The sequence below is a fragment of the Nonomuraea indica genome, assembly GCF_002850745.1.
Taxonomy (GTDB): domain Bacteria; phylum Actinomycetota; class Actinomycetes; order Streptosporangiales; family Streptosporangiaceae; genus Nonomuraea; species Nonomuraea indica.
The window spans coordinates 426999-452400 of sequence record NZ_KZ559466.1 but is presented as its reverse complement, the minus strand read 5'-3'; the positions used below and the strand labels follow the sequence as shown (position 1 = coordinate 452400).

General features: G+C 73.9%; 25 protein-coding genes. 15 read left to right on the top strand and 10 right to left on the bottom strand.

Going from position 1 to position 25402, the window contains the following annotated elements; all coding sequences use genetic code 11:
• Nucleotides 1–19: 19 nt before the first annotated feature.
• On the top strand, nt 20–1045 hold the full coding sequence (locus CXR44_RS02105; RefSeq protein ID WP_101783100.1) for a 6-phosphofructokinase: 1026 nt from the start codon (nt 20–22) through the stop codon (nt 1043–1045).
• 229 nt (nt 1046–1274) lie between these two features.
• Here the strand turns inward: CXR44_RS02105 and CXR44_RS02100 are convergent, their stop codons facing one another.
• A complete protein-coding gene (locus CXR44_RS02100; protein WP_245898754.1) occupies nt 1275–2291 on the bottom strand; it encodes an MHYT domain-containing protein in 1017 nt (338 codons plus the stop codon).
• A gap of 203 nt (nt 2292–2494) precedes the next feature.
• Here CXR44_RS02100 and thiI point away from each other — a divergent pair, with 203 nt between their 5' ends.
• Entirely contained in the window at nt 2495–3697 is a 1203-nt protein-coding gene (thiI, locus tag CXR44_RS02095; RefSeq protein ID WP_101783099.1) for a tRNA uracil 4-sulfurtransferase ThiI, read from the top strand.
• Nucleotides 3694–4143, top strand: coding sequence for a MarR family winged helix-turn-helix transcriptional regulator (locus tag CXR44_RS02090; protein ID WP_101783098.1), 450 nt, complete (start codon nt 3694–3696; stop codon nt 4141–4143). The genes thiI and CXR44_RS02090 overlap by 4 nt, the downstream gene beginning before the upstream one ends.
• A gap of 25 nt (nt 4144–4168) precedes the next feature.
• Here the strand turns inward: CXR44_RS02090 and CXR44_RS02085 are convergent, their stop codons facing one another.
• The 3 genes from CXR44_RS02085 to aroF form a co-directional block, all read right to left on the bottom strand.
• Nucleotides 4169–5521: a Dyp-type peroxidase gene (locus CXR44_RS02085; protein ID WP_101783097.1), complete on the bottom strand. Its 1353-nt coding sequence runs from the start codon at nt 5519–5521 to the stop codon at nt 4169–4171.
• A 2-nt stretch (nt 5522–5523) separates the two neighbouring features.
• A complete protein-coding gene (locus tag CXR44_RS02080) occupies nt 5524–5796 on the bottom strand; it encodes a hypothetical protein (RefSeq protein WP_101783096.1) in 273 nt (90 codons plus the stop codon).
• A 163-nt stretch (nt 5797–5959) separates the two neighbouring features.
• Nucleotides 5960–6991 carry a 3-deoxy-7-phosphoheptulonate synthase gene (gene aroF / locus CXR44_RS02075; RefSeq protein ID WP_101783095.1) on the bottom strand — a complete coding sequence of 344 codons (1032 nt, stop codon included), beginning with the start codon at nt 6989–6991 and terminating at the stop codon, nt 5960–5962.
• Nucleotides 6992–7269: 278 nt separating this feature from the next.
• Here aroF and CXR44_RS02070 point away from each other — a divergent pair, with 278 nt between their 5' ends.
• Entirely contained in the window at nt 7270–7866 is a 597-nt protein-coding gene (locus CXR44_RS02070) for a molybdopterin-dependent oxidoreductase (protein ID WP_219601634.1), read from the top strand.
• A 100-nt stretch (nt 7867–7966) separates the two neighbouring features.
• Entirely contained in the window at nt 7967–8710 is a 744-nt protein-coding gene (locus CXR44_RS02065) for a LytR/AlgR family response regulator transcription factor (protein ID WP_101783093.1), read from the top strand.
• 540 nt (nt 8711–9250) lie between these two features.
• Here CXR44_RS02065 and CXR44_RS02060 read toward each other — a convergent pair.
• Nucleotides 9251–10153, bottom strand: coding sequence for an RNA polymerase sigma-70 factor (locus tag CXR44_RS02060; protein ID WP_101783092.1), 903 nt, complete (start codon nt 10151–10153; stop codon nt 9251–9253).
• A gap of 211 nt (nt 10154–10364) precedes the next feature.
• Between CXR44_RS02060 and CXR44_RS02055 the strand changes: the two genes are divergently transcribed.
• Entirely contained in the window at nt 10365–11732 is a 1368-nt protein-coding gene (locus tag CXR44_RS02055) for an FAD-binding oxidoreductase (RefSeq protein WP_101783091.1), read from the top strand.
• A gap of 220 nt (nt 11733–11952) precedes the next feature.
• Here CXR44_RS02055 and CXR44_RS02050 read toward each other — a convergent pair whose 3' ends face one another.
• Complete coding sequence (locus CXR44_RS02050) at nt 11953–12792, bottom strand: deoxyribonuclease IV (protein ID WP_101783090.1); 840 nt, start codon at nt 12790–12792, stop codon at nt 11953–11955.
• 173 nt (nt 12793–12965) lie between these two features.
• On the opposite strand from CXR44_RS02050, the gene uraD reads away from it, so the two are divergent.
• The 9 genes from uraD to alc all read left to right on the top strand — a co-directional run bounded on the left by uraD (nt 12966) and on the right by alc (nt 20985).
• Nucleotides 12966–13475 (top strand): 2-oxo-4-hydroxy-4-carboxy-5-ureidoimidazoline decarboxylase, encoded by a 510-nt coding sequence (gene uraD, locus CXR44_RS02045; protein WP_101783089.1) that lies wholly within the window; start codon nt 12966–12968, stop codon nt 13473–13475.
• Nucleotides 13472–13771, top strand: a complete 300-nt coding sequence (gene uraH, locus CXR44_RS02040) for a hydroxyisourate hydrolase (RefSeq protein WP_101783088.1) — start codon at nt 13472–13474, stop codon at nt 13769–13771. Before uraD ends, uraH begins: the two co-directional genes overlap by 4 nt.
• Nucleotides 13772–14638, top strand: a complete 867-nt coding sequence (gene pucL / locus CXR44_RS02035; RefSeq protein ID WP_101783087.1) for a factor-independent urate hydroxylase — start codon at nt 13772–13774, stop codon at nt 14636–14638.
• A 2-nt stretch (nt 14639–14640) separates the two neighbouring features.
• Entirely contained in the window at nt 14641–15501 is an 861-nt protein-coding gene (locus CXR44_RS02030; RefSeq protein WP_101783086.1) for an FAD binding domain-containing protein, read from the top strand.
• Nucleotides 15501–15971, top strand: coding sequence for a (2Fe-2S)-binding protein (locus tag CXR44_RS02025; protein WP_101783085.1), 471 nt, complete (start codon nt 15501–15503; stop codon nt 15969–15971). The genes CXR44_RS02030 and CXR44_RS02025 overlap by 1 nt, the downstream gene beginning before the upstream one ends.
• The gene (locus CXR44_RS02020) at nt 15968–17359 is read left to right on the top strand and encodes an 8-oxoguanine deaminase (RefSeq protein WP_219601633.1); all 1392 of its coding nucleotides are present in this window, start codon (nt 15968–15970) and stop codon (nt 17357–17359) included. Before CXR44_RS02025 ends, CXR44_RS02020 begins: the two co-directional genes overlap by 4 nt.
• A gap of 100 nt (nt 17360–17459) precedes the next feature.
• Nucleotides 17460–18656 (top strand): glycerate kinase, encoded by a 1197-nt coding sequence (locus CXR44_RS02015; protein ID WP_245898752.1) that lies wholly within the window; start codon nt 17460–17462, stop codon nt 18654–18656.
• Between the two features lie 31 nt (nt 18657–18687).
• Nucleotides 18688–20028, top strand: coding sequence for an allantoinase AllB (gene allB, locus CXR44_RS02010; protein ID WP_101783084.1), 1341 nt, complete (start codon nt 18688–18690; stop codon nt 20026–20028).
• Nucleotides 20029–20985, top strand: a complete 957-nt coding sequence (gene alc / locus CXR44_RS02005) for an allantoicase (protein ID WP_101783083.1) — start codon at nt 20029–20031, stop codon at nt 20983–20985. It abuts the gene before it with no gap.
• Between the two features lie 42 nt (nt 20986–21027).
• Here the strand turns inward: alc and pknB are convergent, their stop codons facing one another.
• The 4 genes from pknB to thiO form a co-directional block, all read right to left on the bottom strand.
• Nucleotides 21028–23136: a Stk1 family PASTA domain-containing Ser/Thr kinase gene (gene pknB / locus CXR44_RS02000; protein WP_144069828.1), complete on the bottom strand. Its 2109-nt coding sequence runs from the start codon at nt 23134–23136 to the stop codon at nt 21028–21030.
• 155 nt (nt 23137–23291) lie between these two features.
• Nucleotides 23292–24047 carry a thiazole synthase gene (locus CXR44_RS01995; protein ID WP_101783082.1) on the bottom strand — a complete coding sequence of 252 codons (756 nt, stop codon included), beginning with the start codon at nt 24045–24047 and terminating at the stop codon, nt 23292–23294.
• Entirely contained in the window at nt 24040–24240 is a 201-nt protein-coding gene (gene thiS / locus CXR44_RS01990) for a sulfur carrier protein ThiS (protein ID WP_101783081.1), read from the bottom strand. The genes CXR44_RS01995 and thiS overlap by 8 nt, the downstream gene beginning before the upstream one ends.
• Complete coding sequence (thiO, locus tag CXR44_RS01985; RefSeq protein ID WP_101783080.1) at nt 24237–25391, bottom strand: glycine oxidase ThiO; 1155 nt, start codon at nt 25389–25391, stop codon at nt 24237–24239. Before thiO ends, thiS begins: the two co-directional genes overlap by 4 nt.
• Nucleotides 25392–25402 lie beyond the last annotated feature (11 nt).

Sequence of the window (25402 nt, the reverse complement as noted above, 5' to 3'; positions counted from 1 at the left end):
TCATCGGGAGGAACCCGTCATGCGTATTGGAGTGCTGACCGGGGGCGGCGACTGCCCCGGTCTCAACGCCGTGATCAGGGCTGTCGTGCGGAAGGGGGTCGGCGTCTACGGCCACGAGTTCGTCGGTTTCCGCGACGGCTGGCGAGGGCCGCTGGAAGGCGACACCATGCCACTGGACATCCAGGCCGTACGGGGCATCCTCCCGCGCGGCGGGACCGTCCTCGGCTCGTCGCGCACCAACCCCATGAAGATCGACGGCGGCGTCGACAGGATCAAGGAGAACCTCGCCGCCACCGGCGTCGACGCCCTGATCGCCATCGGCGGCGAGGACACCCTGGGCGTCGCCAAGCAGCTCTACGACCGCGGCGTCCACGTGGTGGGCGTGCCCAAGACCATCGACAACGACCTGTCCGGCACCGACTACACCTTCGGCTTCGACACGGCCGTCAACATCGCCGTCGAGGCGATCGACCGGCTCCACACGACCGCCGAGTCCCACCACCGGGCGCTGATCTGCGAGGTCATGGGCCGGCACGCGGGGTGGATCGCGCTGCACGCCGGCATGGCGGGCGGGGCCAACGTCATCCTCATCCCCGAGAAGCCGTTCGACATCGACCGCGTCTGCGAGTACGTCGAGTCGCGCTTCCGCACCCGTTACTCGCCGATCATCGTGGTGGCCGAGGGCGCCCACCCCGTCGAGGGGCAGATGACGCTCCAGGCGGGCGAGCTCGACGCGTTCGGCCACGTACGGCTCGGCGGCATCGGCGAGATGCTGGCCAAGGAGATCGAGAAGCGCACCGGCAAGGAGGCGCGCACCACCGTGCTCGGCCACATCCAGCGCGGCGGCACGCCCACCGCGTACGACCGGGTGCTGGCAACCAGGTTCGGCCTGCAGGCGATCGACGCCGCGCACGAGGGCGACTTCGGCACGATGGTGGCGCTGCGCGGCACCGACATCGTGCGCGTCGGGCTCGACGAGGCGACCGCCGAGCTCAAGACCGTGCCCGCCTCCCGCTACGCCGAGGCGGAGGTCTTCTTCGGCTGAGTGAAAGCGGCTTGCAAGCGCAGGGCCGTACGTTCTGTCCCGCGGGGTCACCGCCACGACCTCGTCCGACGGGGTACGGTCCTCGCCGCGCAGAGTCGGCGGCCCACCACGCGCCGCGAGCCGCACCCCGGGACCTGGTCGAAGCAGCGGGGGGCGTGCCGGAGAACCCCATCTCCGGCACGCCCCCCGTCGCATGCGGCCGCACGACCCGGCCGCCTGCCGGTTTCTGTCACCGGCCGCGCCGGGGCCTGGCGCCCCGCGACCGGCCGGGGGCGCGATCCGGCGCCGCGGGTTCCGGCTGGTGGGACGGCTGCGGGCCGTACGCGCCCGGGTACGGTCCCTGCTCGCCGGCGGTCTGCGCACCCGGGACGGGTGCGGCGAAGACCGGCCGCTGGGCCGCGTGGCGCTCGGCGGGCGCGGCGAACGACGACTGGGCGACCGGCGTCGCGGTGATCGGCTGCGCGGAGGCGCGGCGCCGGTGCTCCAGCCGGGCCGCCAGCTCGGCGTCCTCGTTGAGCTCCTCCTCCGACGGCGACAGGATGACCATGAGCAGCATGGTCAGGGTGATGAGGCTGATCACGGTCATCAGGGGCACCAGGAAGTCCAGCGCGTCGGCGCCCTCCACGACGCCCGCCTGGTGATCGACCGTGACCTCCATCGCGAACATGCCGGTGTAGTGCATGCCCGCGACGGCCACGCCCATGACGAGGGCGGCCGGAGTGATCCAGATCGGGCGCTTGACCCGGAGGGTGAACCAGAGCGCCGTCGTGGCGGCGATCACCGCGATGGCCACGGAGGCGGCCACGATCGTGCGGTCGTAGGAGACGTGCGCCGACATGTTCATGGCGTACATGCCGAGGTAGTGCATGCTCGCCACGCCGAGCCCGGTCAGCAGGCCGCCGCCGAGCAGCGCGAGCATGCGGCCGCCGCCGTACGAGACGAGGAACAGGCCGGTGCCGACCACCACGATCGCCACCACCGCCGACACGGCCGTCAGCGGGACGTCGTAGCGGATCTGGGTGCCGTCGACCTGGAAGCCCATCATGGCGATGAAGTGCATGACCCAGATGCCGGTGCCGCCGATGGAGACGGCCGCGCCGAGCAGCCATCGCACCCGCGCGCCGCCCCGGGAGGCATGGGCCTGAGCGGTCAGCCGCAGTCCGAGCATCGACCCCATGCACGACATCACGTACGCCAGGAGCGGCGTGATGAAGCCATGGGCGAAATGGGTAACAGCGGAGGACATGATTCAAGTTCCTTGCATTAGGGGTCTCCGGATTGTTGCAGCATGCTTGTCCCATTTGCATGGATATCCGGACTATCTGTCAATCGGGCGTGTCGGGGCGTGACGAGCCAGGGGCTGCCGGTTTCACCGACGGGAGCGGACTAAACTCGATGGTCGCGGCGTTGCCCACAGCGCCGTCCCCTTCTTCCTCCGGAGGTCCCGCCATGACGATGTCCGCCCTGGGCGAGCCGTGCGTTCTGCTCAAGCTGGGCGAGATCGTCCTCAAGGGCAAGAACCGCGAGCTGTTCGAACGCCGGCTCATCGCCAACATCCGCGCCGCGCTCAAGGAGCTCGACCTCAAGCTCGACGTGCGCCGCCGGCACGGTGTCATCGCGGTCTTCCTGCCCACGGGCGCCACCGCCGAGCAGGCCCGGGCCGTCGCCCAGCGGGTCGCCGACGTGCCCGGCCTGGTGTGGATCCACCAGGCCTGGCGCGTCGCCAAGGACCCCGACACGGTGCTCAAGGCCGGGCTGGAGCTGCTGCGCGACCGCGAGGAGGTCGCGCGCGGCGCGTCGTTCGCGGTCCGCTCCCGCCGCCGTGACAAGCGCTTCCCGCTGCGCTCCAACGAGCTCGACAGGCTGGTGGGCGGCGCCATCAACGACGAGTACGGCCTGCCCGTCAACCTGAGCAAGCCCGAGCTGACCCTGTTCATCGAGGTCGACCGCGACGAGGTGTTCGTCTTCACCGGCGGCCTGCCGGGGCAGGGCGGCCTGCCGGTCGGCAGCAGCGGCCGGGCGCTGGTGCTCATGTCGGGCGGCATCGACTCGCCCGTCGCGGCCTACCGCATGATGCGGCGCGGCCTGCACGTCGACTTCCTGCACTTCTCGGGCATCCCGTTCACCACGTCCGAGTCGATCTACAAGGCGTACGCGCTGGTCAGGAAGCTCGACCGGTTCCAGGGCGGGTCCCGGCTGTGGGTGGTGCCGTTCGGCAAGGCCCAGCAGTCCATCCGCACCTCGGGCGAGGACCGCCTGGCGGTCATCGCCCAGCGGCGGCTCATGCTCAAGACGGCCGAGGAGGTCGCCCACCGCATCCGCGCCGCCGCGCTGATCACCGGTGACGCGCTCGGCCAGGTCTCCTCCCAGACGCTGGCCAACATCACCGCCCAGGACCACGCGGTGGACCTGCCCATCCTGCGGCCGCTGGTGGGCTGGGACAAGACGGAGATCATGGCCGAGGCGCGGCGCATCGGCACGCTGGAGATCTCCGAGCTGCCCGACGAGGACTGCTGCAGCCTGCTGGCCCCCAAGCGCGCCGAGACCCGTGCCAAGATCGAGGACCTGAAGCAGATCGAGAAGCGGCTGGACGCCGAGGAGCTCGTCGTCCAGCTCGCCGACTCGATCCAGGAATACACCCTGGAGCCGTGACCGTGACCGGCGACGGGCGGACCGGCACGCCCGCGGCGAGCACGTCCGTCACCGCGCTGGCGCTGGCGCGCCGGGTCGAGGCCGAGCTCAACGCCGCCCTGGCCCCTCTCGACCTGACGGTGCGCAGGCTTGGCCTGCTCGGCCACATCGCCGGCGTGCCGGGAGTGTCGTTCAGCGACCTCGCGCGGATGTCCGGCACCACGGTGCAGACCGCGCACGCCTCGGTGAAGGCCCTGGTCGCGGCCGGCCTGGTGCGCGACCACACCTCCCGGGCCGGATCGGCCTCGACGATCGAGCTGACCCCCGAGGGCGCCCGCCTGCTGCAGGCCGCCCGGCGGGCGGTGGCGGAGGTGGACGAGCGGATGTTCGGCCCGGGCGCCGACCCGGCCCAGCGGCGGGTCGGCGACGCGGTCCGCGCCGCGTTCGGCGGTGACCCCTCCTCCTGACGCCCCGCCGCGCTGACGGTGCCGGTCACTTCCCCCGGAACAGCGCGGCGGCGAGGGTCCCCCCGGGCCTGACGCCCGGCGGGATGGCGAAGATCGCGCTGCCGGTGTGCCGGACGAAGGCGTTCATCCGGTCCGCGGCGGCCAGCTTGCGCTGCGCGCGGACGAACTCGGCGGGGTCGCGCAGGTAGGCGCAGAACAGCACGCCGCTGTCGTAGCTGGCGTGGCCGCTCCCGGAGTGGTCGTGCGCGTGGCCGTCGTGGTCGTGGCCGGCGTCGCCGTGCCCGCGCTTGCCCGCGTCCGGGATCGGCTCGGCGATCGCCTGCACGGCGTAGTCGTAGTTGTACGACCGGCGCAGCATCGGGATGCCGTGCACCAGGGCCACGTGGGAGTCGGCCGGGATCGCGCGCCTGCCGTCCGCGCCGACCTTGGCGAAGTCGGGGGTGGTGAACTCGTGCCCGCCGCTCAGGGGCGCGCCGTTGTCCCGGCGCCGCCCCATGGTCAGGTCCTGCTCCCGCCCCGTCGTGGTGTCCCATTTCGGCAGGTCCATGCGGATCTTGCGGAAGACGAGATAGGTGCCGCCGGCGAACCAGTCCGGCTCGTCCGAGCCGGCCCAGACGCGTTCGTCGAACGCCGGTGTGCCGGGCCGGGGGTTGGCGGTGCCGTCCTTGTGCCCGAACAGGTTGCGCGGGGTGGCGTCACCGAACAGCCCGAGGAAGCCCTGCTGGCTCCAGCGCAGCCGGGCCAGCCCCGGCGCGCGGCCGCGCACGGCGCGGAAGGCGCGGCTGATCACCTGCGGGTCGTCGCCGCAGATCTGCACGAGCAACTGGCCGCCGCACCAGGCGCGCTCGAGCCGATCGGTGCCGAACTCCGGCAGCGGGGCCAACCGGCGCGGCCGTCGTTCCGCCTTGCCGATCCGCTCGAACAGCTCCGGTCCCAGGCCGAAGGTCAGCGTGAGCCGAGCCGGGTCGAGGCCGTCGGCGATGCCGGAGTCGGCCGGCACCCCGGGGCGGGGGACCGGTCTCGGGCCGGGCGGCAGGCCGCGGGTCAGCCGCTCGGCGACCGCCGTCCACTGCTCCATGAGCTGCTGGAAGTTGGCGGCGACCTGGCCGGTGGACAGCCGCTTGCCGCTCCGGGGATCCGCGCGTTCGAGGTCGAACGCCGCGAAGAACCCGTACTGCTGCTGCGGTGTGGCGATGCCCGCCTGGTGCGGCCCGTGGAACGGCTCGGCGCCCCGCACCGCCGCGCCGCTGACCTGAACCACCGGCTCCGTCGCGCGGGCGCCCGCCCCCGAGGCGACGCCCGCGCCGGCCGCCCCCGCGGTGCCGGCGATCGAGACGATCAGGGAACGGCGGGAGAAGCGGGTCGGCTGATCCGGCATGGTCACTTCTCCTGGATCAGGGCCAGGGGCCGGCGACGGAGCCGCCGCAACGCCAGCAGGCCGCCGACGCCCGGGATGAGAGCGAGCCGGCGGACGGCCGCCGGGGTGGGGCTCGCCAGGGTGCTCAGGATGACGATGAGGTAGGCGGCGCCGTGCGTCGGGCCGAGCAGCGTGGTGACCGGCTTCAGGTGCACGGTCGCCAGATTGGTCAGCAGCGCCGCCAGCGAGGCGGCCTCCACCGCGGCCGCGATGCGCAGGGTCAGCGGGACCTTCACGCCGCCTCCCTGGGAAAGCGGCGGACCGGCGATGTCAGGGCTTCCATGGGGCCTCCCAGAACCTTCAGATTGACTGAAGCCTAGCAGTCGGCCTTCAGGCTCCCTGAAGCGGGTTCCGGGGTCGGTGCCGCCGCACACCGGCCCCGGGACCCACGTGCCGGGATCAGCCGGTCAGCGTCGCCGCGGCGGCCTTGCCGAGCAGCGGCGGCAGCTCGCGCAGCACGCCCGCCAGCTCCTCCAGGTCGCCGTCCACGAGCGCCTGCGGCCCGTCGCACAACGCCAGCTCCGGCTGCGGGTGCACGTCGATGATCACACCGTCCGCGCCGACCGCGATGGCCGCGCGGGTCAGCGGCAGCACCAGGTCGCGCCGCCCGCCGGAGTGCGACGGGTCCACGATCACCGGCAGGTGCGACAGCCGCTGCGCCACCGGCACCGCCGAGACGTCCAGCGTGTTGCGGGTGGCCGTCTCGAACGTCCGGATGCCGCGCTCGCACAGCACGATGTCGAGGTTGCCGCGCTGCGCGATGTACTCGGCCGCCATCAGCCACTCCTCGATCGTGGCGTTCATGCCCCGCTTGAGCATGACCGGCTTCCCGGCCGCGCCGACCGCCTGCAGCAGCGCGAAGTTCTGCGCGTTGCGCGTGCCCACCTGCAACATGTCGGCGTACGAGGCGACCAGCTCCACGTCCTGCGCGTCGACCACCTCCGTCACGATCGGCAGGCCCGTCTCCTCCCGCACGTCGGCCAGGATGCGCAGGCCCTCCTCGCCGAGCCCCTGGAACGCGTACGGCGACGTGCGCGGCTTGAACGCGCCGCCGCGCAGCAGGGTCGCCCCCGCCGCCTTCGCCATCAGGGCCGCCTCCAGCGTCTGCTGCGGCGTCTCCACCGCGCACGGGCCGGCGATCAGCGTCACCGTCGCGGGGCCGATCGGCACCCCGCCCACCCGCACCGTCGAGCGGTCGGGGTGGTTGTCCCGGCTCACCAGCTTGTACGGGGCCGACACCCGCATCACGTCGCCGACCCCGCGCATGCCGCGCAGCGCCGCCGCGTCGAGCTGCGTCACGTCGCCGACCAGCCCGACGATCGTGCGCTGCACGCCCTTGCTGACGAACGCCTCGACGCCGGCCGACTGAACGACCGTGACGATCGACGCGAGATCCTCACCGGTGGCCTCGGGGCCCATCACGATGACCATGTGCTGTCTCCTTGTCCGACAAAACTGCGGAAGTAGGCGGGTGGGAAAGATGCCGGGGAACGCGAAAGGCCCCGGGTCCGCAACGGACCCGGGGCCTTTCGTTCGCCTGTCTGCTAGCGCAGCCTCAGATGGCGAACGGACTCGGGTCCGTCGCCATACCAAAACAGCCACGCGGTGCGCATAACGCGTAATGCTAGCGCACCCCACCCGATCGCGAACCATCTCCCGCCCGATGGGAGGATGGCTCACGACCGCGAGATCGTGCGAGGGGAGTGATCGTGGAGCAGTCGCGCCTGCCCCCGGGCCAGTACGTCCCGCGCGGCCGGCCCGTGATCCACTACGGCAGGGTGCCCCCGTTCCGGCCGGAGAGCTGGGACCTGAGCGTCTTCGGGGCGACCGCCTCGGGCAAGGAGCACCGCTTCACCTGGCCGGAGTTCGAGAGCCTGCCCCGGAAGAGCGTGCTCGCCGACTTCCACTGCGTCACCAAGTTCTCGCTCCTGGGCAACGAGTGGCGGGGCGTGAGCCCGGCCACCCTCATCGAGGCCGCGCCACCCGACCCCGGCGTCCGGCACGTGATGATTTGGGCCGAGTACGGCTACAGCGCCAACCTGCGGATGTCCGACTTCACCGCCCCCGGCACGCTGTTCGCCCTGGAGCTCGACGACAAGCCGCTCAGCCTCGACCGCGGGTTCCCGGTGCGGGCCGTCGTCCCCCACCTGTACGCGTGGAAGAGCGTCAAGTGGGTGCGCGCCGTGGAGTACCTGCTCGAGGACCGCCGCGGCTTCTGGGAGGAGCGTGGCTACCACAACGTGGCCGACCCGTGGCGCGAGCAGCGCTACTCCCATCAGGAGGAGCCCGGCGAGGGGCCGCCCTGAGGCTCCGCGGAGTCTCGCCGGTGACCCATTGTGGCCAAATCTTTACCCAGGGTTTGCGTATCGCTTGTGACCTTGGCGTTCTTGCGTCAGCGTAGATGGCATGCTGCGTCTCCTGGCCGTCGACGACGAACAGCCCGCACTGGAGGAGCTGGCATATCTGCTCCGCCAGGACTCCCGGGTCGAGCACGTGACCACCGCCTGCGACGGGGTCACGGCACTGCAGGACATGGTGCAGATGATCGGCACCGGCGAGCGCCTCGACGGGGTGTTCCTCGACATCCAGATGCCGGGCCTCAGCGGCCTGGACCTGGCCCGGCTCGTCGGCGGTTTCCCCAGCCCGCCCAAGCTCGTCTTCGTCACGGCGCACGAGGAGTGCGCCGTCCAGGCGTTCGAGCTGGAGGCCGTCGACTACCTCCTCAAGCCCGTCCGCGCCGCCCGCCTGGCCGAGGCCGTGCGCAGGCTGCAGGCGGCCGCCGCGCCCGCCGCCGCCGAGGCCGGCCAGGACGACGTCATCCCGGTCGAGCTGGGCGGGCGCACCAGGTTCGTGCCGCAGCAGTCGGTGTGGTTCGCCGTGGCCAAGGGCGACTACGTCCGGCTGCACACGGTCGACGGCAGCTACCTGGTGCGCATGTCGCTGGCCGCCCTCGAACGCCGCTGGGCCGAGGCCGGCTTCATCCGTGTGCACCGGAGCACGCTGGTGTCCAGCCGGCATGTGAGCGAGCTCAGGTTCGAGGGAGGGCGGGTGACGCTGACGGTGGGCACCGAGATCCTCAAGGTCAGCCGCCGCCACACCCGCCAGGTCCGCGAGCAGCTCGTCCACCAGCATCGCGCCGCCCTCTCCTGACCCTCTGGCGAGAGGGCGTGCCCTCGCGCCGCCCTGCCCGGGATGCCGTCGAGGCTCCCGGCCGCTTCCGTGCGTCCGCCGCCCGGGATGCCGTCGAGGCTCCCGGGCTACTCCCGTGCGTCCGGCGCCCGGGGGTGCGTGAGGTGCCCGCGAGCCCCTTGAGTGACCGTTCGTCGCGCCACACCTACCGTTCGTCCGCCGAACACGCTCCGTATGTCGATGACTACAGACCGTTCGCCGCGCTGTGCGGGAACAGGGTGTCGGCCACAAGATCGCACTCGTAGTGTTTCCGCATCGGACAAGCCACTCCGGCGCATCGGGTGGACGAGCCGGGGGGCTCACCGTCGCCTGATGCGCCGGACTCACCGGTGACCACAGGGTCACCACGGCTGTCGGGCCCTTGACCGGGGGTAGGGGCCCGCCCGCCGGGTACGTGAAGGGGCGCCCGCTCCGCAGAGCGGGCAGAGCGCGAGCCGGCCGGACGGGGGCGCCGGGTCGCGGGCGGGCGCCCCGACACGACCCCACCGGGTCCGGCACGGCTCAGCGGCTCACCGTGGTCTCCCGCCCCACGTGCGACAGCTTCTCGGGGTTGCGGACGGCGTAGAGCCCGGCGATGAGGCCGTCCTCGACGCGCACCGCGATGACGGTGTCGACCTCGTCGCCGACCCGGACGATCAGGGCGGGGTGGCCGTTGACCTGTGCGGGCTCCAGCGATCGACCGGGAGGGATCCTGTACAGGAACTGGGCCACCTGACCGGCTCCCACGACGGGCGACGGCGAGGCCGGCACGATTCCGCCGCCGTCCGTCAGCAGGACGACGTCGGGCGCGAGGACGTCGAGCAGACGTTGCAGATCGCCCGTCTCGACCGCCCGGTGGAACGCCTCCAGCGCGTCACGGGTCTGGGCCGGTGAGACGACCCCACGCGGCCGGCGGGCGGCGACGTGGGCCCGTGCCCGGTGGGCGATCTGGCGTACCGCGGCCGGGCTCTTGCCGACGGCGTCGGCGATCTCGTCGTAGGACAGATCGAACACCTCGCGCAGCACGAACACCGCCCGCTCGGTCGGCTGGAGCGTCTCCAGCACCAGCAGCATCGCCATCGACACGCTGTCGGCCAGCACGACGTCCTCGGCCACGTCCGGCGCGGTCAGCAAAGGCTCGGGCAGCCACGGGCCGACGTAGGACTCCTTGCGCCGGCCGAGCGTACGCAGCCGCTTCAGCGCCTGCCGCGTGGCGACGCGGACCAGGTAGGCGCGCCGGTCCCGCACCGTGTCGAGGTCGACGCCCGCCCACCGCAGCCAGGTCTCCTGCAGGACGTCCTCGGCGTCGGCGGCCGAGCCGAGCATCTGGTAGGCGATCGTGAACAGCAGATTGCGGTGGGTGAGGAACGCCTCGGTGGCGGGGTCCGTGGCCGAGTCCGTCCGATGCCCGCTGTGTTCGCTCATCACTGCTTCCTGCCCTGTTCGTTCGCGGCCGTGCATGCATGAGACCCCGCCCCCCGCCGTGATGTGACATCCACGGGCGGTGACGCGGCTCACATCGGCCGCGCTGTCACAAGCATCGGGCCGCCGGGGTCTCATGCTCGCCGGGATGCAGCGCCGGCGATCCGCGCGGCACACGATCCCACCCGCGGGGCGACGCCATGGAAGGAACGACATGAGTTCAGCGCTTGAGACCCTTCGCCGTGAGTTCGGCGGCGACATCATCGAACCCGGAGCAGCGGAGTACGCGTCGGCCAGCCGCTCGGTGCTGGCGTCGGGAAGCCCCGCCTACGTGCTTCGGCCCAAGAGCGTCGGCGACGTGCAGGCAGGTGTGACGTTCGCCGCCGCCGCGGGGCTGGCGCTGTCCGTGCGGGGCGGCGGCCACGGCTTCGCGGGCTTCGGCACCAACGACGGCGGTGTCGTGATCGACCTCGGACTGCTCGCGAGCGTCGAGATCATCGACGAGGAACGCCACCTCGTCCGGATCGGCGGCGGCGCCACCTGGGGCCAGGTCGCCGACGTCCTGGCCCCGCACGGCCTGGCGATCTCCTCCGGCGACACCAGGGGCGTCGGCGTCGGTGGGCTGACGCTGACCGGCGGCATCGGCTGGAAGGTCAGGAAGTACGGCCTGGCGTTGGACAACGTGGTCGCCGCGGAGGTGGTCACCGCCGGCGGAGCGGTCGTGCGGGCCGGCGCGGGGGAGAACCCGGAGCTGTTCTGGGCGATTCGCGGTGGCGGCGGCAACTTCGGAGTCGTGACCGCCTTCGAGTTCGCGGCGCATCCGACGACGGACGTCTTCTACGGCAGGATCGCCTTCCCGGCGTCGGAGGCGGCCACCGTGCTCCGGCGCTGGGCGGACCACCTCCGCACCGCCCCCGAAGAGCTCACCTCCGTCGCGGAGTTCGCCAATCCCTTCGCGGGCGGGCCCGAGGCGCCGGTCGAGATCCGCGTCGTCTTCGACGGCGACGACCCGGAGCTCGCCGCGAAGGCCATCGACCCGATCCGCCGGTTCGGCACGGTGATCGGTGACGATGTCGCGCTGAGGCCCTGTGCGGGCACGCTCGTGGACGGCGTCACCCCGCCGCCCGGCATCCGGCTGGTCACCCGCAGCGCGTTCGTCGACGAGGGGGCGGTGCCCGCGGTCCTCCGGCTCCTCGCCAAGGCCGGGGCATCGCAGGGATCGCCGTTCATCGCCGTTCGCAGCGTCGGCGGCGCCGTCTCCCGGGTGCCCCACGACGCCACCGCCTACGCGCATCGCCGAGCGGAGCTGATGGTCGTGACCACCGTCGTGGGTCCGCAGCCGGTGGTCGAGGCGGCGCGTCCCGCTCTGGACACGCTCTGGACGGCACTCGCACCCCACGTCAACGGCGCCTACGCCAACTTCCTCGCCTCCGCTACCGAGGCGGACGTCGCCGCGATCTACCCGGCGCCGACCTACGAGCGGCTCGCGGCGGTCAAGCGTCACTACGACCCCGGCAACCTGTTCGCGGGCAACCACAACATCCGGCCCGAGGAGGCCTCGCCGACAGGCGAAGCCGGCTGAGGCGCCCGGCAGGGCGGACGGGGGCGCGTCGTCCGCCGGCCACGCCGGCCGAGTCGCCGCCGACCTGGGCGACGCGCCGGTGGGCGTGGCCTCGGCCGCCTCCCCGCGCCTTCGAGGACGCCGCGAGGACGCCGCGAGGACGCCGCGAGAGACGCCGCGAGGACGCCGCGAGAGACGCCGCGAGGACACTGCGAGGACGCCGCGTGGACGGAGACGGGCCTCAGCCGTCGCGCAGCCGCTTGAGCACCTCGATGTCGGCGCGGTGCTTGTCGGCCTTGCCGGGGGTCTCGATGCAGATCGGCACGCCGGCCACCGCAGGATGGCGCATCAGGTCGGCGAACGCCTGGCTGCCGATGAGGCCGGCCCCGATGTTCTCGTGGCGGTCCTTCTTGGAGCCGCAGTCGTCCTTGGAGTCGTTGGCGTGGATCAGCTTCAGCCGCCCAGGGGCGATCTTGTGCAGGGCGTCGAACGTCTCCCGCACCCCGTCGGCGGTCCGCAGGTCATGACCGGCGGCGAAGGCGTGGCAGGTGTCGAGGCAGACGCCGGCCCGCGGGTGCCAGTCGAGCGCCGCGAGATAGGGCTCCAGGTCCTGGACGGTGGCGCACAGCATCGCGCCCTGGCCGGCCATCGGCTCCAGCAGCAGGTCGGGCCCGCCGTCGGGGATCTCCTCGAGCAGCGGCAGCAGGTGCTCGTGAAGCTGACGCATCGCCGCGTCACGCGGCTGGGTCACCGCCGAGCCGGTGTGGACGACCACGCCCCTGGCCCCGATGGCGACGGCGCGCCGCAGCGTGTGGCGGACCAGCGCGACGGAGCTGTCGAGCGTCTCGGGGCTGGGGGAGCCGAAATTGGCGAGGTAGGGCACGTGGACGAACGTGTCGACGCCCGACTCGGCCAGCTTGGCGTCCTGCTCCGGCTTGCCTTCGGCCAGCGCCCACCCGCGCGGGTTGGTGACGAACACCTGGATCATCTCGGCGCCGATCTCGGCCATGTACTTCAGGCCGCCCGTGGCCAGGCCGCCGGTGACGGACACGTGTCCGCCGATGAGAGAGCGTGGGGTCATGATGGAACCCAGTTTATGGGCCCCCACCCGTCACCCGAGCCCGCCCGGAGCCCGCTGGGGCGTCCCGCGCCGCACGGCTTGGAGCATGCCACGAAAACTCGTGGACAACCGGTTGGACAGTTGAGAGTTCTTACGGATGGACCGGGCACGACCGACATGTGTGTACTGCTGGCATGCCCCACACGCTCGCCGGCCTCGACCGGTTCAACGCGCTGGCGCCCGAGCAGGCCGAGCGGGAGGTGCTGGCCTGCTGCGCCTCCCGCGCCTTCGCCGCGACCGTCGCCGCGGGCCGCCCGTACACCGGCCCCGAGAAGCTGGCCGGAGCCGCCGAGGCGGCCGTCCGCGCCCTCGACTGGCCCGACGTGCTGGAGGCGCTGGCGGCCCACCCCCGCATCGGCGCCCGCCCCGGCGGCGACGGCCGGGAGGCGGCCTGGTCGCGGCAGGAGCAGGCCGGAGTGGAGGACCACCTGCGCCAAGCCCTCGCCGACGGCAACCGCGCCTACGAGGACCGCTTCGGCCACGTCTACCTGGTCTGCGCCACCGGCCTGACCGGGACCGAGATGCTGGCGGACCTGCGCGGACGCCTCGGCAACGACGAGACCACCGAACGCGGCGTCGTCCGAGGCCACCTGGCCCGCATCACCCGGCTGCGGATCGCCGGGCTCCTCGGGGAGGCCCCGTGAGCTTCTCCACCCACGTGCTCGACGCGGTCACCGGCCGCCCCGCCACCGGGCTCCGCGTCCGGCTGGAACACGACGGCCGGGTCGTGGCCGAGGGCCGCACCGACGGCGACGGCCGCATCAAGGGCTGGACGGCCGGCCCCGGCGTCAACCGGGTCGTCTTCGACACCGGCGGCTACCTCGACGACACCTTCTACCCCGAGGTCGTCATCGCCTTCACCGTGCGCGACCCCTCGGCCCACCACCACGTGCCGCTGCTGCTCAGCCCGTACGCCTACTCCACCTACCGGGGAAGCTAGATGCCGATCATCCTGGGGCCCAACCGCTACGGCAAGGCGGAGACCAGGCTCGTCCGCGTCACCAGGGACGGCGCCACGCACCACCTCAAGGACCTGAACGTCAGCACCTCCCTGTCCGGCGCGATGGAGCCCGTCCACCTCACCGGCGACAACTCCGCCGTGCTGCCCACCGACACGCAGAAGAACACCGTCTACGCCTTCGCCGGCAAGCACGGCGTGGACCAGATCGAGGACTTCGCCCTGCTGCTCGCCCGGCACTTCGTCGGCTCCCAGCCGGCGATCCACCACGCCCGTGTCGAGATCGAGGAGTACGGCTGGAGCCGCGTCCCCGTCACCCCGCACTCGTTCGTGCGCGACGGCGGCGAGGTGCGCACCTGCGTCGTGCACCACGACCGCGACGGCCGCACCACCGTCGTGTCCGGCCTGACGGACCTCGTCCTGCTGAACACGACCGGCTCGGAGTTCCACGGCTTCGCGGTGGACCAGTACACCACCCTCGCACCGGCCGCCGACCGCGTCCTCGCCACCGCCGTCACGGCCCGCTGGCGGCACGCCGGCGACACCCTCTCCTACGCCTCCTCCTACGCGCGGGTGCGGCAGAGCCTGCTGGAGGCGTTCGCCGGCACGCACAGCCTGTCGCTGCAGCAGACGCTGTACGCGATGGGGGAGCGGGCCCTGCGGACCTGCGAGGAGATCTGCGAGGTGCGGCTGGCCCTGCCCAACAGGCACCACTTCCTCGTGGACCTGGCGCCGTTCGGCCTCGACAACGAGGGCGAGGTGTACCACGCCGCCGACCGCCCGTACGGGCTGATCGAGGGCGCGGTGCTGCGCGAGGACGCCCCTGACGCCGCATTCGCCTGGGAGTAGCGATGGACTTCTTGCGCCCCACGACGTGGGAGGAGGCGCTGGCCGCCAAGGCCGAGCGGCCCGAGGCGGTGCCCCTGCAGGGCGGCACCGACGTGATGGTCGAGATCAACTTCGGGGTGCGCAGGCCCCCCGCCCTGCTCGACCTCACCCGGGTCGCCGAGCTGCGCACCTGGAGCGAGGCCGACGGCGTCCACCGCGTCGGGGCCGGCGTGCCGTACACGACTGTCGTCGAGGAACTGGGCGGCGCCCTGCCCGGGCTGGCGCAGGCGTCGCGGACGGTCGGCTCGCCGCAGATCCGCAACCGCGGCACCGTCGGCGGCAACCTGGGCGCCGCCTCGCCCGCCGGCGACTGCCACCCGCCGCTGCTCGCCGCCGGCGCCGTCGTGGAGGTCGAGTCACGCGAGCGGGGCGTCAGGCTCATCCCGGCCGCGGAGTTCTACCTGGGCGTCAAGCGCTCGGCGCTGCTGCCCGACGAGCTGATCAGGGCCGTCAGGGTCGCCGGCGCGGCCGGGCCGCAGTACTTCTCCAAGGTCGGCACCCGCAACGCCATGGTGATCGCGGTGTGCTCCTTCGCCGTCGCGCTGCACCCGCGCGAGCGGCGGGTCGGCACCGGCATCGGCTCGGCCGCGCCGACCCCGCTGCGGGCGACGGCGGCCGAGGAGTTCCTGAGCGCCGAGCTCGACTGGTCGGCGGCGCTTGACCCGGCGCTGCTGCGCCGCTTCGGCGAGCTGTGCGCGGCGGCCGCCGCGCCGATCGACGACGTGCGCGGCACCGCCGCCTACCGCAGGCACGCCATCGCCGTGCTCGCCCGCCGCACGCTCACCTGGGCGTGGGACGACCACCTGGGAAGGAGGGCCGCCTGATGCGCGTCACGTTCACCGTCAACGGCCGCGAGGAGACCGTGGACGACGTGTGGGAGGGCGAGAGCCTGCTGTACGTGCTGCGCGAGAGGGTCGGCCTGCCCGGCTCGAAGAACGCCTGCGAGCAGGGCGAGTGCGGCTCGTGCACCGTCTACCTGGACGGCACGCCCGTCTGCGCCTGCCTGGTCGCCGCCGGGCAGGCCGAGGGCCGGCGGGTGCGCACCGTGGAGGGCCTGGCCGACGGCGACCGCCTCGACCCGGTGCAGGAGGCGTTCGTCGAGTGCGGGGCGGTCCAGTGCGGCTTCTGCACGCCCGGCCTGGTCGTGCAGGCGCACGACCTGATCGAGCGGGTGGCGCGGCCCAGCGACGCGGAGATCCGCGAGGCGCTGGCGGGCAACCTGTGCCGGTGCACCGGCTACGAGAAGATCCTGGACGCCGTCCGGCTCGCGGCGGCGCGCAAGGCGGCGCCGTGACGTCCACGCTGATCGAGAACGTGTACGTCGCGCCCGTGGCCGGCCCCGAGATCGCCGACGGGTACGTCCTGATCACCGGCGACCGGATCGCCGCGCTCGGTCCCATGGCCGAGGCGCCCGCCGCGCCCGGCGCCACCCGGATCGACGGGTCCGGCTGCCTGGCCACCCCCGGCCTGGTCAACACCCACCACCACCTGTACCAGTGGGCCTCGCAGGGCCTCGCCCAGGACGCGACGCTGTTCGAGTGGCTGGTGACGCTCTACCCGGTGTGGGCCGCCATGGACGCCGACGTCGTCGCGGGCGCCGCCACCGCCGGCCTCGCCCACCTGGCGCTGTCCGGCTGCACCACCTCCAGCGACCACCACTACCTCTTCCCCGCGGGACGCGGCGACCTGCTCGCCGCCGAGATCGAGGCCGCGCGCGCGGTGGGCCTGCGCTTCCACCCGGCCCGCGGCTCGATGGACCGCGGCCGGTCGCAGGGCGGGCTGCCGCCCGACGAGGTGGTCGAACGGCTCGACGACATCCTCGACGCCACGGCCGAGGCGGTGGACGCCTACCACGACCCGTCGTTCTCCTCCAGGCTGCGCGTCGCCGTCGCCCCCTGCTCGCCGTTCTCCGTCAGCGCCGAGCTGATGACCCGGTCGGCGGAACTGGCCAGGGACAAGGGCGTCCGCCTGCACACCCACCTCGCCGAGACGCTCGACGAGGAGGAGCTCTGCGTGCGCCAGACGGGGCTGCGGCCCGTGGCGTACATGGAGAAGCTGGGCTGGCTCGGCACCGACGTGTGGGTGGCGCACGCGGTGCACCTGAGCGACTCCGACATCGGCGCGCTCGCCGCGACCGGCACCGGCGCCGCGCACTGCCCCACCTCCAACGGCCGGCTCGGCGCCGGTATCGCCCGCGTCTCGGAGATGCTGCGGCGCGGCGTGAACGTCGGCCTCGGCGTCGACGGCAGCGCCTCCGCCGAGCTCACCGGGCTGTCCGGCGAGATGCGGCAGGCGCTGCTGTTCCAGCGGGCCCGATACGGGCCGACCGCGCTGACCGCCAGGCAGGCACTGGAGCTGGCCACGCTCGGCGGGGCGCGCAACCTCGGCCGGGAGAGGGAGCTCGGCACGCTGGAGCCGGGCAAGCTCGCCGACCTCGCGCTGTGGCGGACGGACGGCGCCTTCGCCGCAGCGGTGGCCGACCCGGTGTGCGCGCTGGTCTTCGCGACCCGCCAGCCGCCGCTGGCGCGGCTGCTGGTCGGCGGGCAGACGGTGGTCGAGGACGACGAGCTGCGCACGGTCCCGCACGACGCGGCGGGCGCGGCCGGGGTACGGGCGCACCGCCGGCTGGTCCGGCTGGCCGGGGAGCTGGGGCACGCCGTCTCCGCCGAGGTCCACCCGTGACGCGGCCGCCACGGGGCAGGTGTGATGATGGGGCCACGCCGGCACGCCCCGCCGTCCGCCCCGCGCGGCCCGACGGGGGCGTGCGGCCACCGTCGTCGTCGTGTGGGAGTTCGTAGTGGTTGAGCACGTGCTTGTCGCCCCCGACAAGTTCAAGGGGTCGCTGACGGCCGCCGAGGTCGCCGACAGGGTGTCGGCCGGGCTCGGGGTGCCGGCGGTCCGCCTGCCGGTCGCCGACGGGGGCGACGGCACGGTGGACGCGGTCGTCGCCTGCGGCTTCACCCGGGTCACCGTCGAGGTGACGGGCCCGACCGGGCAGCCCGTCCAGGCGTCGTACGCCTGGCACCCCACCGGCTCGCCCGCCGGCGACAGCTCGCCGGGACGGCCCACGGCCGTGGTGGAGCTGGCGGAGGCCTCGGGGCTGCGCCGCCTGCCCGGCGCGCCGGAGCCCCTCACCGCCACCAGCCGCGGCACCGGCGAGCTGATCGCGCACGCGCTCGCCGGGGGCGCCCGGCGGATCGTCCTCGGGCTGGGCGGCAGCGCGTGCACCGACGGTGGCGCCGGCATGGTGCAGGCCCTCGGCGCGCGCCTGCTCGACGCGAACGGCGACGAGCTGGGCCCCGGCGGCGCCGCGCTCGCCGCCCTCGACCGTATCGACGTCACCGGCTTCGCCGACATCTCGGGCGTGGAGTTCGTGGTGGCCAGCGACGTCGACAACCCCCTCCTCGGCCCGCACGGCGCCGCCGCCGTCTACGGCCCGCAGAAGGGCGCCACCCCCGACGACGTCAGGACGCTCGACGCCGCCCTCGGCCGGCTCGCCGCGGTGGCGGCCTGGACCCACGGCCTGACCGGAGCGGTGGAGCACGACGACCGGCCGCGCCCCATGGGCGTCGCGGGCGCGCCGGGCGCGGGCGCCGCCGGCGGCGTCGGGTTCGCGGCGCTGGCGTTCCTGCACGCCGAGATCCGTCCGGGCATCGACTACCTGCTCGACCTGCTCGGGTTCGGGAGCCTGGTGCGCGGGGCCCGGCTCGTGATCACCGGCGAGGGATCGCTGGACGAGCAGTCGCTGCGCGGCAAGGCCCCCGTCGGCGTCGCCCAGGCAGCCGCCGAGGCGGGAGTCCCCGTGGTCGCCGTCTGCGGCCGGCGCACCCTCACCGACGCCGACCTGAAGGCCGCCGGCATCGAGGCCGCCTACGCCCTGACCGACCTGGAGCCCGACCCGGCCCGGTGCATGGCCGACGCCGGACCGCTCCTCGAACGGCTCGCCGCCCGGCTGGCCGCCGACCGCGGGCTGACATGACGGCCCGTACGCTCGCTCACGGCGGGCTGACATGACGGCCCGCCCGCCGGCCGTCCCCGAGGCGACGGAGTACGACCTCGTCGTGCGCTCCCGGCGCACCGTCACGCCCGGCGGCGAGCGCGCCGCCGCCGTGGCCGTGCGCGGCGGGAGGATCGCCGCGCTGCACGGCTACACCGCCCCCCTGACCGCGGCCGAAGACGTCGACCTGCGCGACCTGGCCCTGCTGCCGGGCCTGGTCGACACCCACGTGCACGTGAACGAGCCGGGCCGGACCCACTGGGAGGGCTTCGCCACCGCCACCCGGGCGGCGGCGGCCGGCGGCGTCACCATGATCGTGGACATGCCGCTCAACGCCCTGCCGCCCACCGTGGACGTGCCCGCCCTGGACGCCAAGCTGAACGCCGCGGCGGGGCGGTGCCACGTGGACGTCGCCTTCTGGGGCGGCGCGGTGCCCGGCAACGTCAAGCACCTGCGGCCGCTGCACGACCGCGGGGTCCTCGGGTTCAAGTGCTTCCTGTCGCCGTCCGGAGTGGACGAGTTCCCGCCGCTGCGGCCGCACGAGGTGCGGCGCGCGATGGAGGAGATCGCGGCGTTCGACGGGCTCCTCCTCGTGCACGCCGAGGACCCGGCCCTGCTCGGCGACCCGGGCGGCCCCACGTACCGGCACTTCCTGGACTCGCGGCCGGGGGCGGCCGAGCGCAGCGCGGTCGAGCAGGTGATCGCGCTCGCCCGGGAGACCGGCGCGCGCACGCACGTCCTGCACGTCTCCAGCGCCGACTGCCTGGAGCCGCTGGCCGCCGCCCAGGCCGACGGGGTGCCCGTCACCGCCGAGACCTGCCCGCACTACCTGACCCTGACCGCCGAGGAGGTCCCCGAGCGTGACACCAGCTACAAGTGCTGCCCGCCGATCCGCTCGGCGGCCAACCGCGACCGGCTCTGGGACGGCCTGGCCCGTGGCGTGCTGAGCTGCGTCGTCTCCGACCACTCGCCCTCGACCGCCGACCTGAAGGTGCCCGACTTCGCCGCCGCCTGGGGCGGCGTCGCCTCCCTGCAGGTCGGGCTGGCGGCCGTCTGGACCGAGGCGTCCCGGCGCGGTCACGGCCTGGCCGACGTGGCCCGCTGGATGGCGGCCGGCCCCGCCGCCCTCGCCGGCCTCCCCGGCAAGGGAGCCATCGAGCCGGGCGCCGACGCCGACCTCGTCGCCTTCGACCCCGGCGCCGCCGTGCCCGTGGACGCCGGCAGGCTGCACCACCGCAACCCCGTCACGCCGTACCACGGCCGCACCCTCCGGGGCGCCGTCCTCACCACCTGGCTGCGCGGCCGGCCGGCCGACGGCGAGCCGCACGGCGAGTTCGTGTTCGGAGAGCGCTAGGTGGCCGCCTTCACCTCCCTGCCCGACCTGGCGCTGCGCACCGTCGGCGGGTCGGTCGTCGCCGCCAGCGACGAGTCGTTCGCCGGCAAGGAGAACCTCATCCGCCCCGGCCGCCCCGGCTTCCAGGCCGGCACGTTCGGCGGCAAGGGCCAGGTGTACGACGGGTGGGAGACGCGGCGCCGTCGCGAACCCGGCCACGACTGGGCGATCGCCCGGCTCGGGATGCCCGGCGTCGTCCACGGCGTGGTCATCGACACGGCCTGGTTCACCGGGAACTACCCGCCGCACGCCTCGGTGGACGCCACGGCCGCCGACGGCCATCCGTCGCCCGCCGAACTGGAACGGGCCGCCTGGACCGAGATCGTGCCCCGCACCGCGCTGCGCGGCGACGCCGAGCACCACGTCCCCGTGACGGACCCTCGCCGCTACACGCACGTGCGGCTGAACGCCTACCCCGACGGGGGCATCGCCCGCCTGCGCGTCCACGGCGAGGCCCGCCCCGACCTGTCCGTGTACGACGGTCTCGGCCTGGACCTGGCAGCGCTGCAGAACGGCGGCCTGGTCACCGCCTGCTCCGACGAGTTCTACTCCGCGCCCAACAACGTCATCGCCCCCGGCCTGGCCCGCCACCAGGCGGAGGGCTGGGAGACCGCCCGCCGCCGCGACGGGGGCAACGACTGGCTCGTGATCCGGCTGGCCGGGCGCGGCGTCGTCCGGCTGGCCGAGATCGACACCACCAACCTCGTCTTCAACGCCCCCGCCGCCGTGGCGCTCACCGGCCTGACCACCGGAGGCCGCGACGGCCGCGAGATCGGGCTGCTGCCCCGGACGCGGCTGCAGCCCGACACCCCGCACCGCTTCCGCCTGCCGCCCGCCGAGCCGGTCACGCACGTGCGGGTCGACATCTACCCGGACGGCGGGCTGGCCAGGGTGCGGCTGCACGGCCACCTCGCCTGACCCGGCCCCGCGGCGGCCGGTCGGCGCCTCCTCGGCGGCCGGTCAGTGCCAGAGTACGACCAGCGAGCCCGGCGGGCGTTCGCTGTTGGGCAGCGGCCGCTGGAAACGCACCACGCCGCCGTTGCCCAGCCGGCGGATCTTGACCTTGAATCCGAGCTGCTCCAGCTCCTGCCTGGCGTCGTTGACGTTCTTGCCCATCACCTGCGGCACCAGCGCGAACTGCTGGTCGTCACGGGCCTCGTCGTCGGCGTCGCCGCGGTTGAACCAGCCCCAGAAGTCGTCGGTGCAGCGCGCCACCGTGACCATCGCCACCGAGCCCTTGTCGACCTCGGCCTTGGCCTTGGGCGCCTGCGCGATGACGGTGCACGGCTCGGCGTCGTCGTCCACCTCGTTGACCTGCACCTGGAACCCCTGCTCCTGCAGGTAGGCGGCGGCTTCGTTCTTCGTCATGCCGGACACGTCGGGCATCACCAGGCCGGCGCTCACGAAGACGCCGACCTTCGAACCCTCCTTGACCTTCTCGCCCACCTGCGGCGAGGTGCGGATCACCGCGCCCCGCTCGACCGTCTGACTGGGCAGCCGCCTGACCGTGCCCACCGAAAGGCCGGCCTTGGCGATCGCCAGCCGGGCGTCGCTCTCGCTCAGGCCCTGCACCTTGGGCACCAGCACCCGCTTGGGGCCCAGCGACGGCACGAGGGTGATCGTCTCGCCGCTCTCGACCTCCTTGCCGGAGACCGGATCGTGGCTGAGCACGAGGCCCTCGGCCACGTTCTCGTCGTACTGGCCCGGCGCCTGGCGCACCTTGAACCCTCGGGAGGTGAGGTTCTGCTCGGCCACGACGACGTTCTTGCCGACCAGCCCGCCGGGCACGGTCACGTAGCGGGTCTGCGAGAAGTACAGGCCCGTGGCCGTGATCGCCGCCACCATCACGGCGGCCAGCGCGACCAGGAACCAGGTCGAGCGGAGACCGCCCCTGCGCCTCGGCGGCGCGGGTGGCGCCACCTCGGCACGCGGCTGGACCATCGTGTGGCTGGGTCCGCCGCCCGCCGGGCCGGTGAGCGCCGCCTGCGGCAGCGCCTGCGTCGGCTGCGGCGGCTGCTGCGGCAGCGCGTGCGGGGCGGAGTGCGGCTGCGAGGGGTACTGCGGCGCCGAGTGCGGCTGGGAGGGGTACTGCGGCGCCGAGTGCGGCTGCGAGCCGTACGGCCGGGACGCGCCGGACTGCTGCCCGTACGGCTGCGATGGGGACGGCTGCGACGGCTGCGGCTGCGAATGCTGGGTGCGGGACGCGGTGGGGTCGGTCAGCCGGGGCAGCAGGCGGTGCGCCTCGACGGCCGCCACCAGCATCGCGGTCGCGTCGGCGGGCCGGTCGCCCGGCTCGCGGGCGGTGGCCTGCGCGACCAGCGCGTCGACCTGCGGCGGCACGTCGGGCGTCAGCGACGACGGCGCCGGGACGGTGTCGTGGACGTGCCGGTAGGCCACCGACATCGGCGTCTGGCCGTCGTAGGGAGGCTGCCCGGTCACCAGCTCGAACAGCATGATGCCGGTCGCGTAGACGTCGCTGCGCGCGTCGGCCGCGCCCGTCGTCACCTGCTCGGGCGACATGTAGCCGATCGTGCCGATCATCATGCCGGTGCGGGTCTGGCCGGACGCCTCGATCGCGCGGGCGAGACCGAAGTCGACCACCTTGACCCGCCCGTCGGCGGTCAGCAGGACGTTCTCCGGCTTGACGTCGCGGTGCACCATCCCGGCCTGGTGGGCCGCGCCCAGGGCGGCGAGCACCGGGATCACCATCTCCAGCGCCTCGCGCGCCGGCAGCCTGCCCCGCTCGCGCAGGATGTCGCGCAGCGTCCTGCCCGGCACGTACTCCATCGACAGGTAGACCACGTCGCCGTCGGTGCCCTGGTCGAAGACGGCCACCACGTTGGGGTGCGACAGGCTGGCCACGGACTTGGCCTCGCCGATGAACCTGCGCACGAACGACGGGTCCTCGGCCAGCGAGCGGTGCATGACCTTCAGGGCCACCGTGCGGTCGAGCCGGACGTCGAGCGCGAGGTAGACGGTCGCCATGCCGCCCCGCGCGATGCGGGACTCGATGCGGTAGCGGCCATCGAGGAGCCGCCCGACGAGGGGGTCCGCAGTCGTCGTGTCCACGGGGCCGAGTTTACGGGCGATTGAGGCCCGGCACGTCCTGACCATCCCAAACGATGCCGACCCGTGCCCCGTACCCGACCCGGACCTGGGACGGCCACCACGCCCACCGGAAACCCCGGCGCGGCCGCCCGTCCGGGACGGGCCGCCGGGCGGCGCTAGGGGGTCATCGGGGAGGACGCCTCGGCGTAGCGGCGGCGGGGGATGCGTCCCGCCAGGCGCGCGAGCCGGCCCGCCTGCACGGCGCCGCGCATCGCCGTCGCCATGAGGTCGGGCCGCTGGGCCCGGGTGACCGCCGTGGCCAGCAGCACCGCGTCGCAGCCCAGCTCCATCGCCAGGGCGGCGTCGCTGGCGGTGCCGATGCCCGCGTCCAGGATCACCGGCACGGAGGCCGCCTCGACGATCAGCTCGATGTTGTGCGGGTTGCGGATGCCGAGGCCGGAGCCGATCGGGGCGCCGAGCGGCATGACCGCCGCGCAGCCCGCCTGCTCCAGTCGGCGCGCCAGCGCCGGGTCGTCACCGATGTAGGGCAGCACGACGAACCCGTCGGCCACCAGCCGCTCCGCCGCGTCGAACGTCTCGATCGGGTCGGGCAGCAGCGTCCGCTCGTCGGAGATCACCTCCAGCTTGACCCAGTCGGTGCCGAGCGCCTCGCGGGCCAGCCGCGCGGTCAGCACGGCGTCGCCCGCGGTGAAGCACCCCGCCGTGTTGGGCAGCACCTTGATGTCGCGCCGCCGCAGCACGTCCAGCACCGAGCCGCGCGCCGCCGGGTCGAGCCGGCGCATCGCGACCGTGGTCAGCTCGGTGCCGGAGGCGACCAGCGCCTGGTCGAGCACCTCCAGCGAGGGAGCGCCGCCCGTGCCCATGATGAGCCGCGAGGTGAACTTCTCGCCCGCGATGATCAGGTCATCCACCTTGCACCGCCGTCAGCACCTCGACGCGGTCGCTGTCGCGCAGCGGCGTCGTCTCCCACGTGCCGCGCGTCACCACCTCGTCGTTCACGGCCACCGCCACGCCGGTGGTGACGCCGGTCAGGATCCGTACGGCCTGCGCCACGGTCGTGCCGTCGGGCACCTCCCGGGCGTCGCCGTTGATCGTCACTCTCATCCCATCTCCTCGAGGGCCTCGACCCGGGCTCCGGCCCGGGGACGCGACGGGGCGCACAGGGCGGCCAGCTCGGGCTCCTCGCCCAGCAGGATGGCCGCCGTGAGCGGAGCCAGCAGCACGCCGCCCCGGTGGTGCCCGGTGGCGAGCGTCAGGCCGGGGGTGCCGCTCGGGCCGATGTAGGGCACGTTGTCGGGCGTGCCGGGGCGCAGCCCGGCCACCACGTCGGCGACCTCCAGCTCCGTCACCCCGGGCACCAGCTCGCGGGCGTCGCGCAGCAGCTCGTACAGGCCGCCGGCCGTCACCCGCGTGTCGAACCCCAGCTCCTCCTGCGTCGCACCCACCACGAGCTCGCCGTCGCCGCGCGGCACCAGGTAGACGTACGCGCCGTGCACCGTGCCTCGCACGCACCGGCTCAGCAGCGGCTCGGGGGAGCGCAGCCGGATGATCTGACCCTTGACCGGCCGCACCTCGACGTCGGCCAGCTCGGCGCTCCACGCACCGGCCGCCAGCACGACCCCGTCCGCCCGCAGCTCGCCGGGCGCCCGGTCCAGCAGCACACCGCGGACCGCGCCGCCCTCGCCCTCGCCCTCGCGCAGCAGCGCGGTCACCCGGGCGCGCACCAGCGGGACGCCGCGCCGCTCCAGGGCGGTCAGCAGCGCCGCCGCGACCCGGCGCGGGTCGACCCACGCGTCACCGGCGGCGAGCAGCCCGCCCCGCACCGACGGCGCCAGCATCGGCTCCAGACGGCGGCACTCGCGGCCCGTCAGCCGCTCCACCGGCAGCCCGAGCTTCGCCATGAACGCGGCCAGCTCGTCCAGCGCCGCCAGGTCGTCGGCGCCGAAGGCCACGTCGAGCGTGCCGTCGGTCCGCAGGTCCACACCTCGCCCGGCCTCGACGGCCGGGGTGTCCAGCCCGGCGTCGGCGGCCAGCTCGGCCGCGAACGACGGCCACCGGCCCAGCGAGGCGAGGCCCAGCCGCAGCAACGGCTCCTCGGTGTAGGTGACCTCGCTGACCGGCGCCAGCATGCCCGCCGCCGCGTGTGTGGCGCCCGTGCCCGGAGCCGGGTCCACCACGGTCACCGCGCGTCCCGCCCGGGACAGCCGCCAGGCGATCGTCAGCCCGACGATCCCGCCGCCCACGATCACTTCCATGCGCGCTCCCT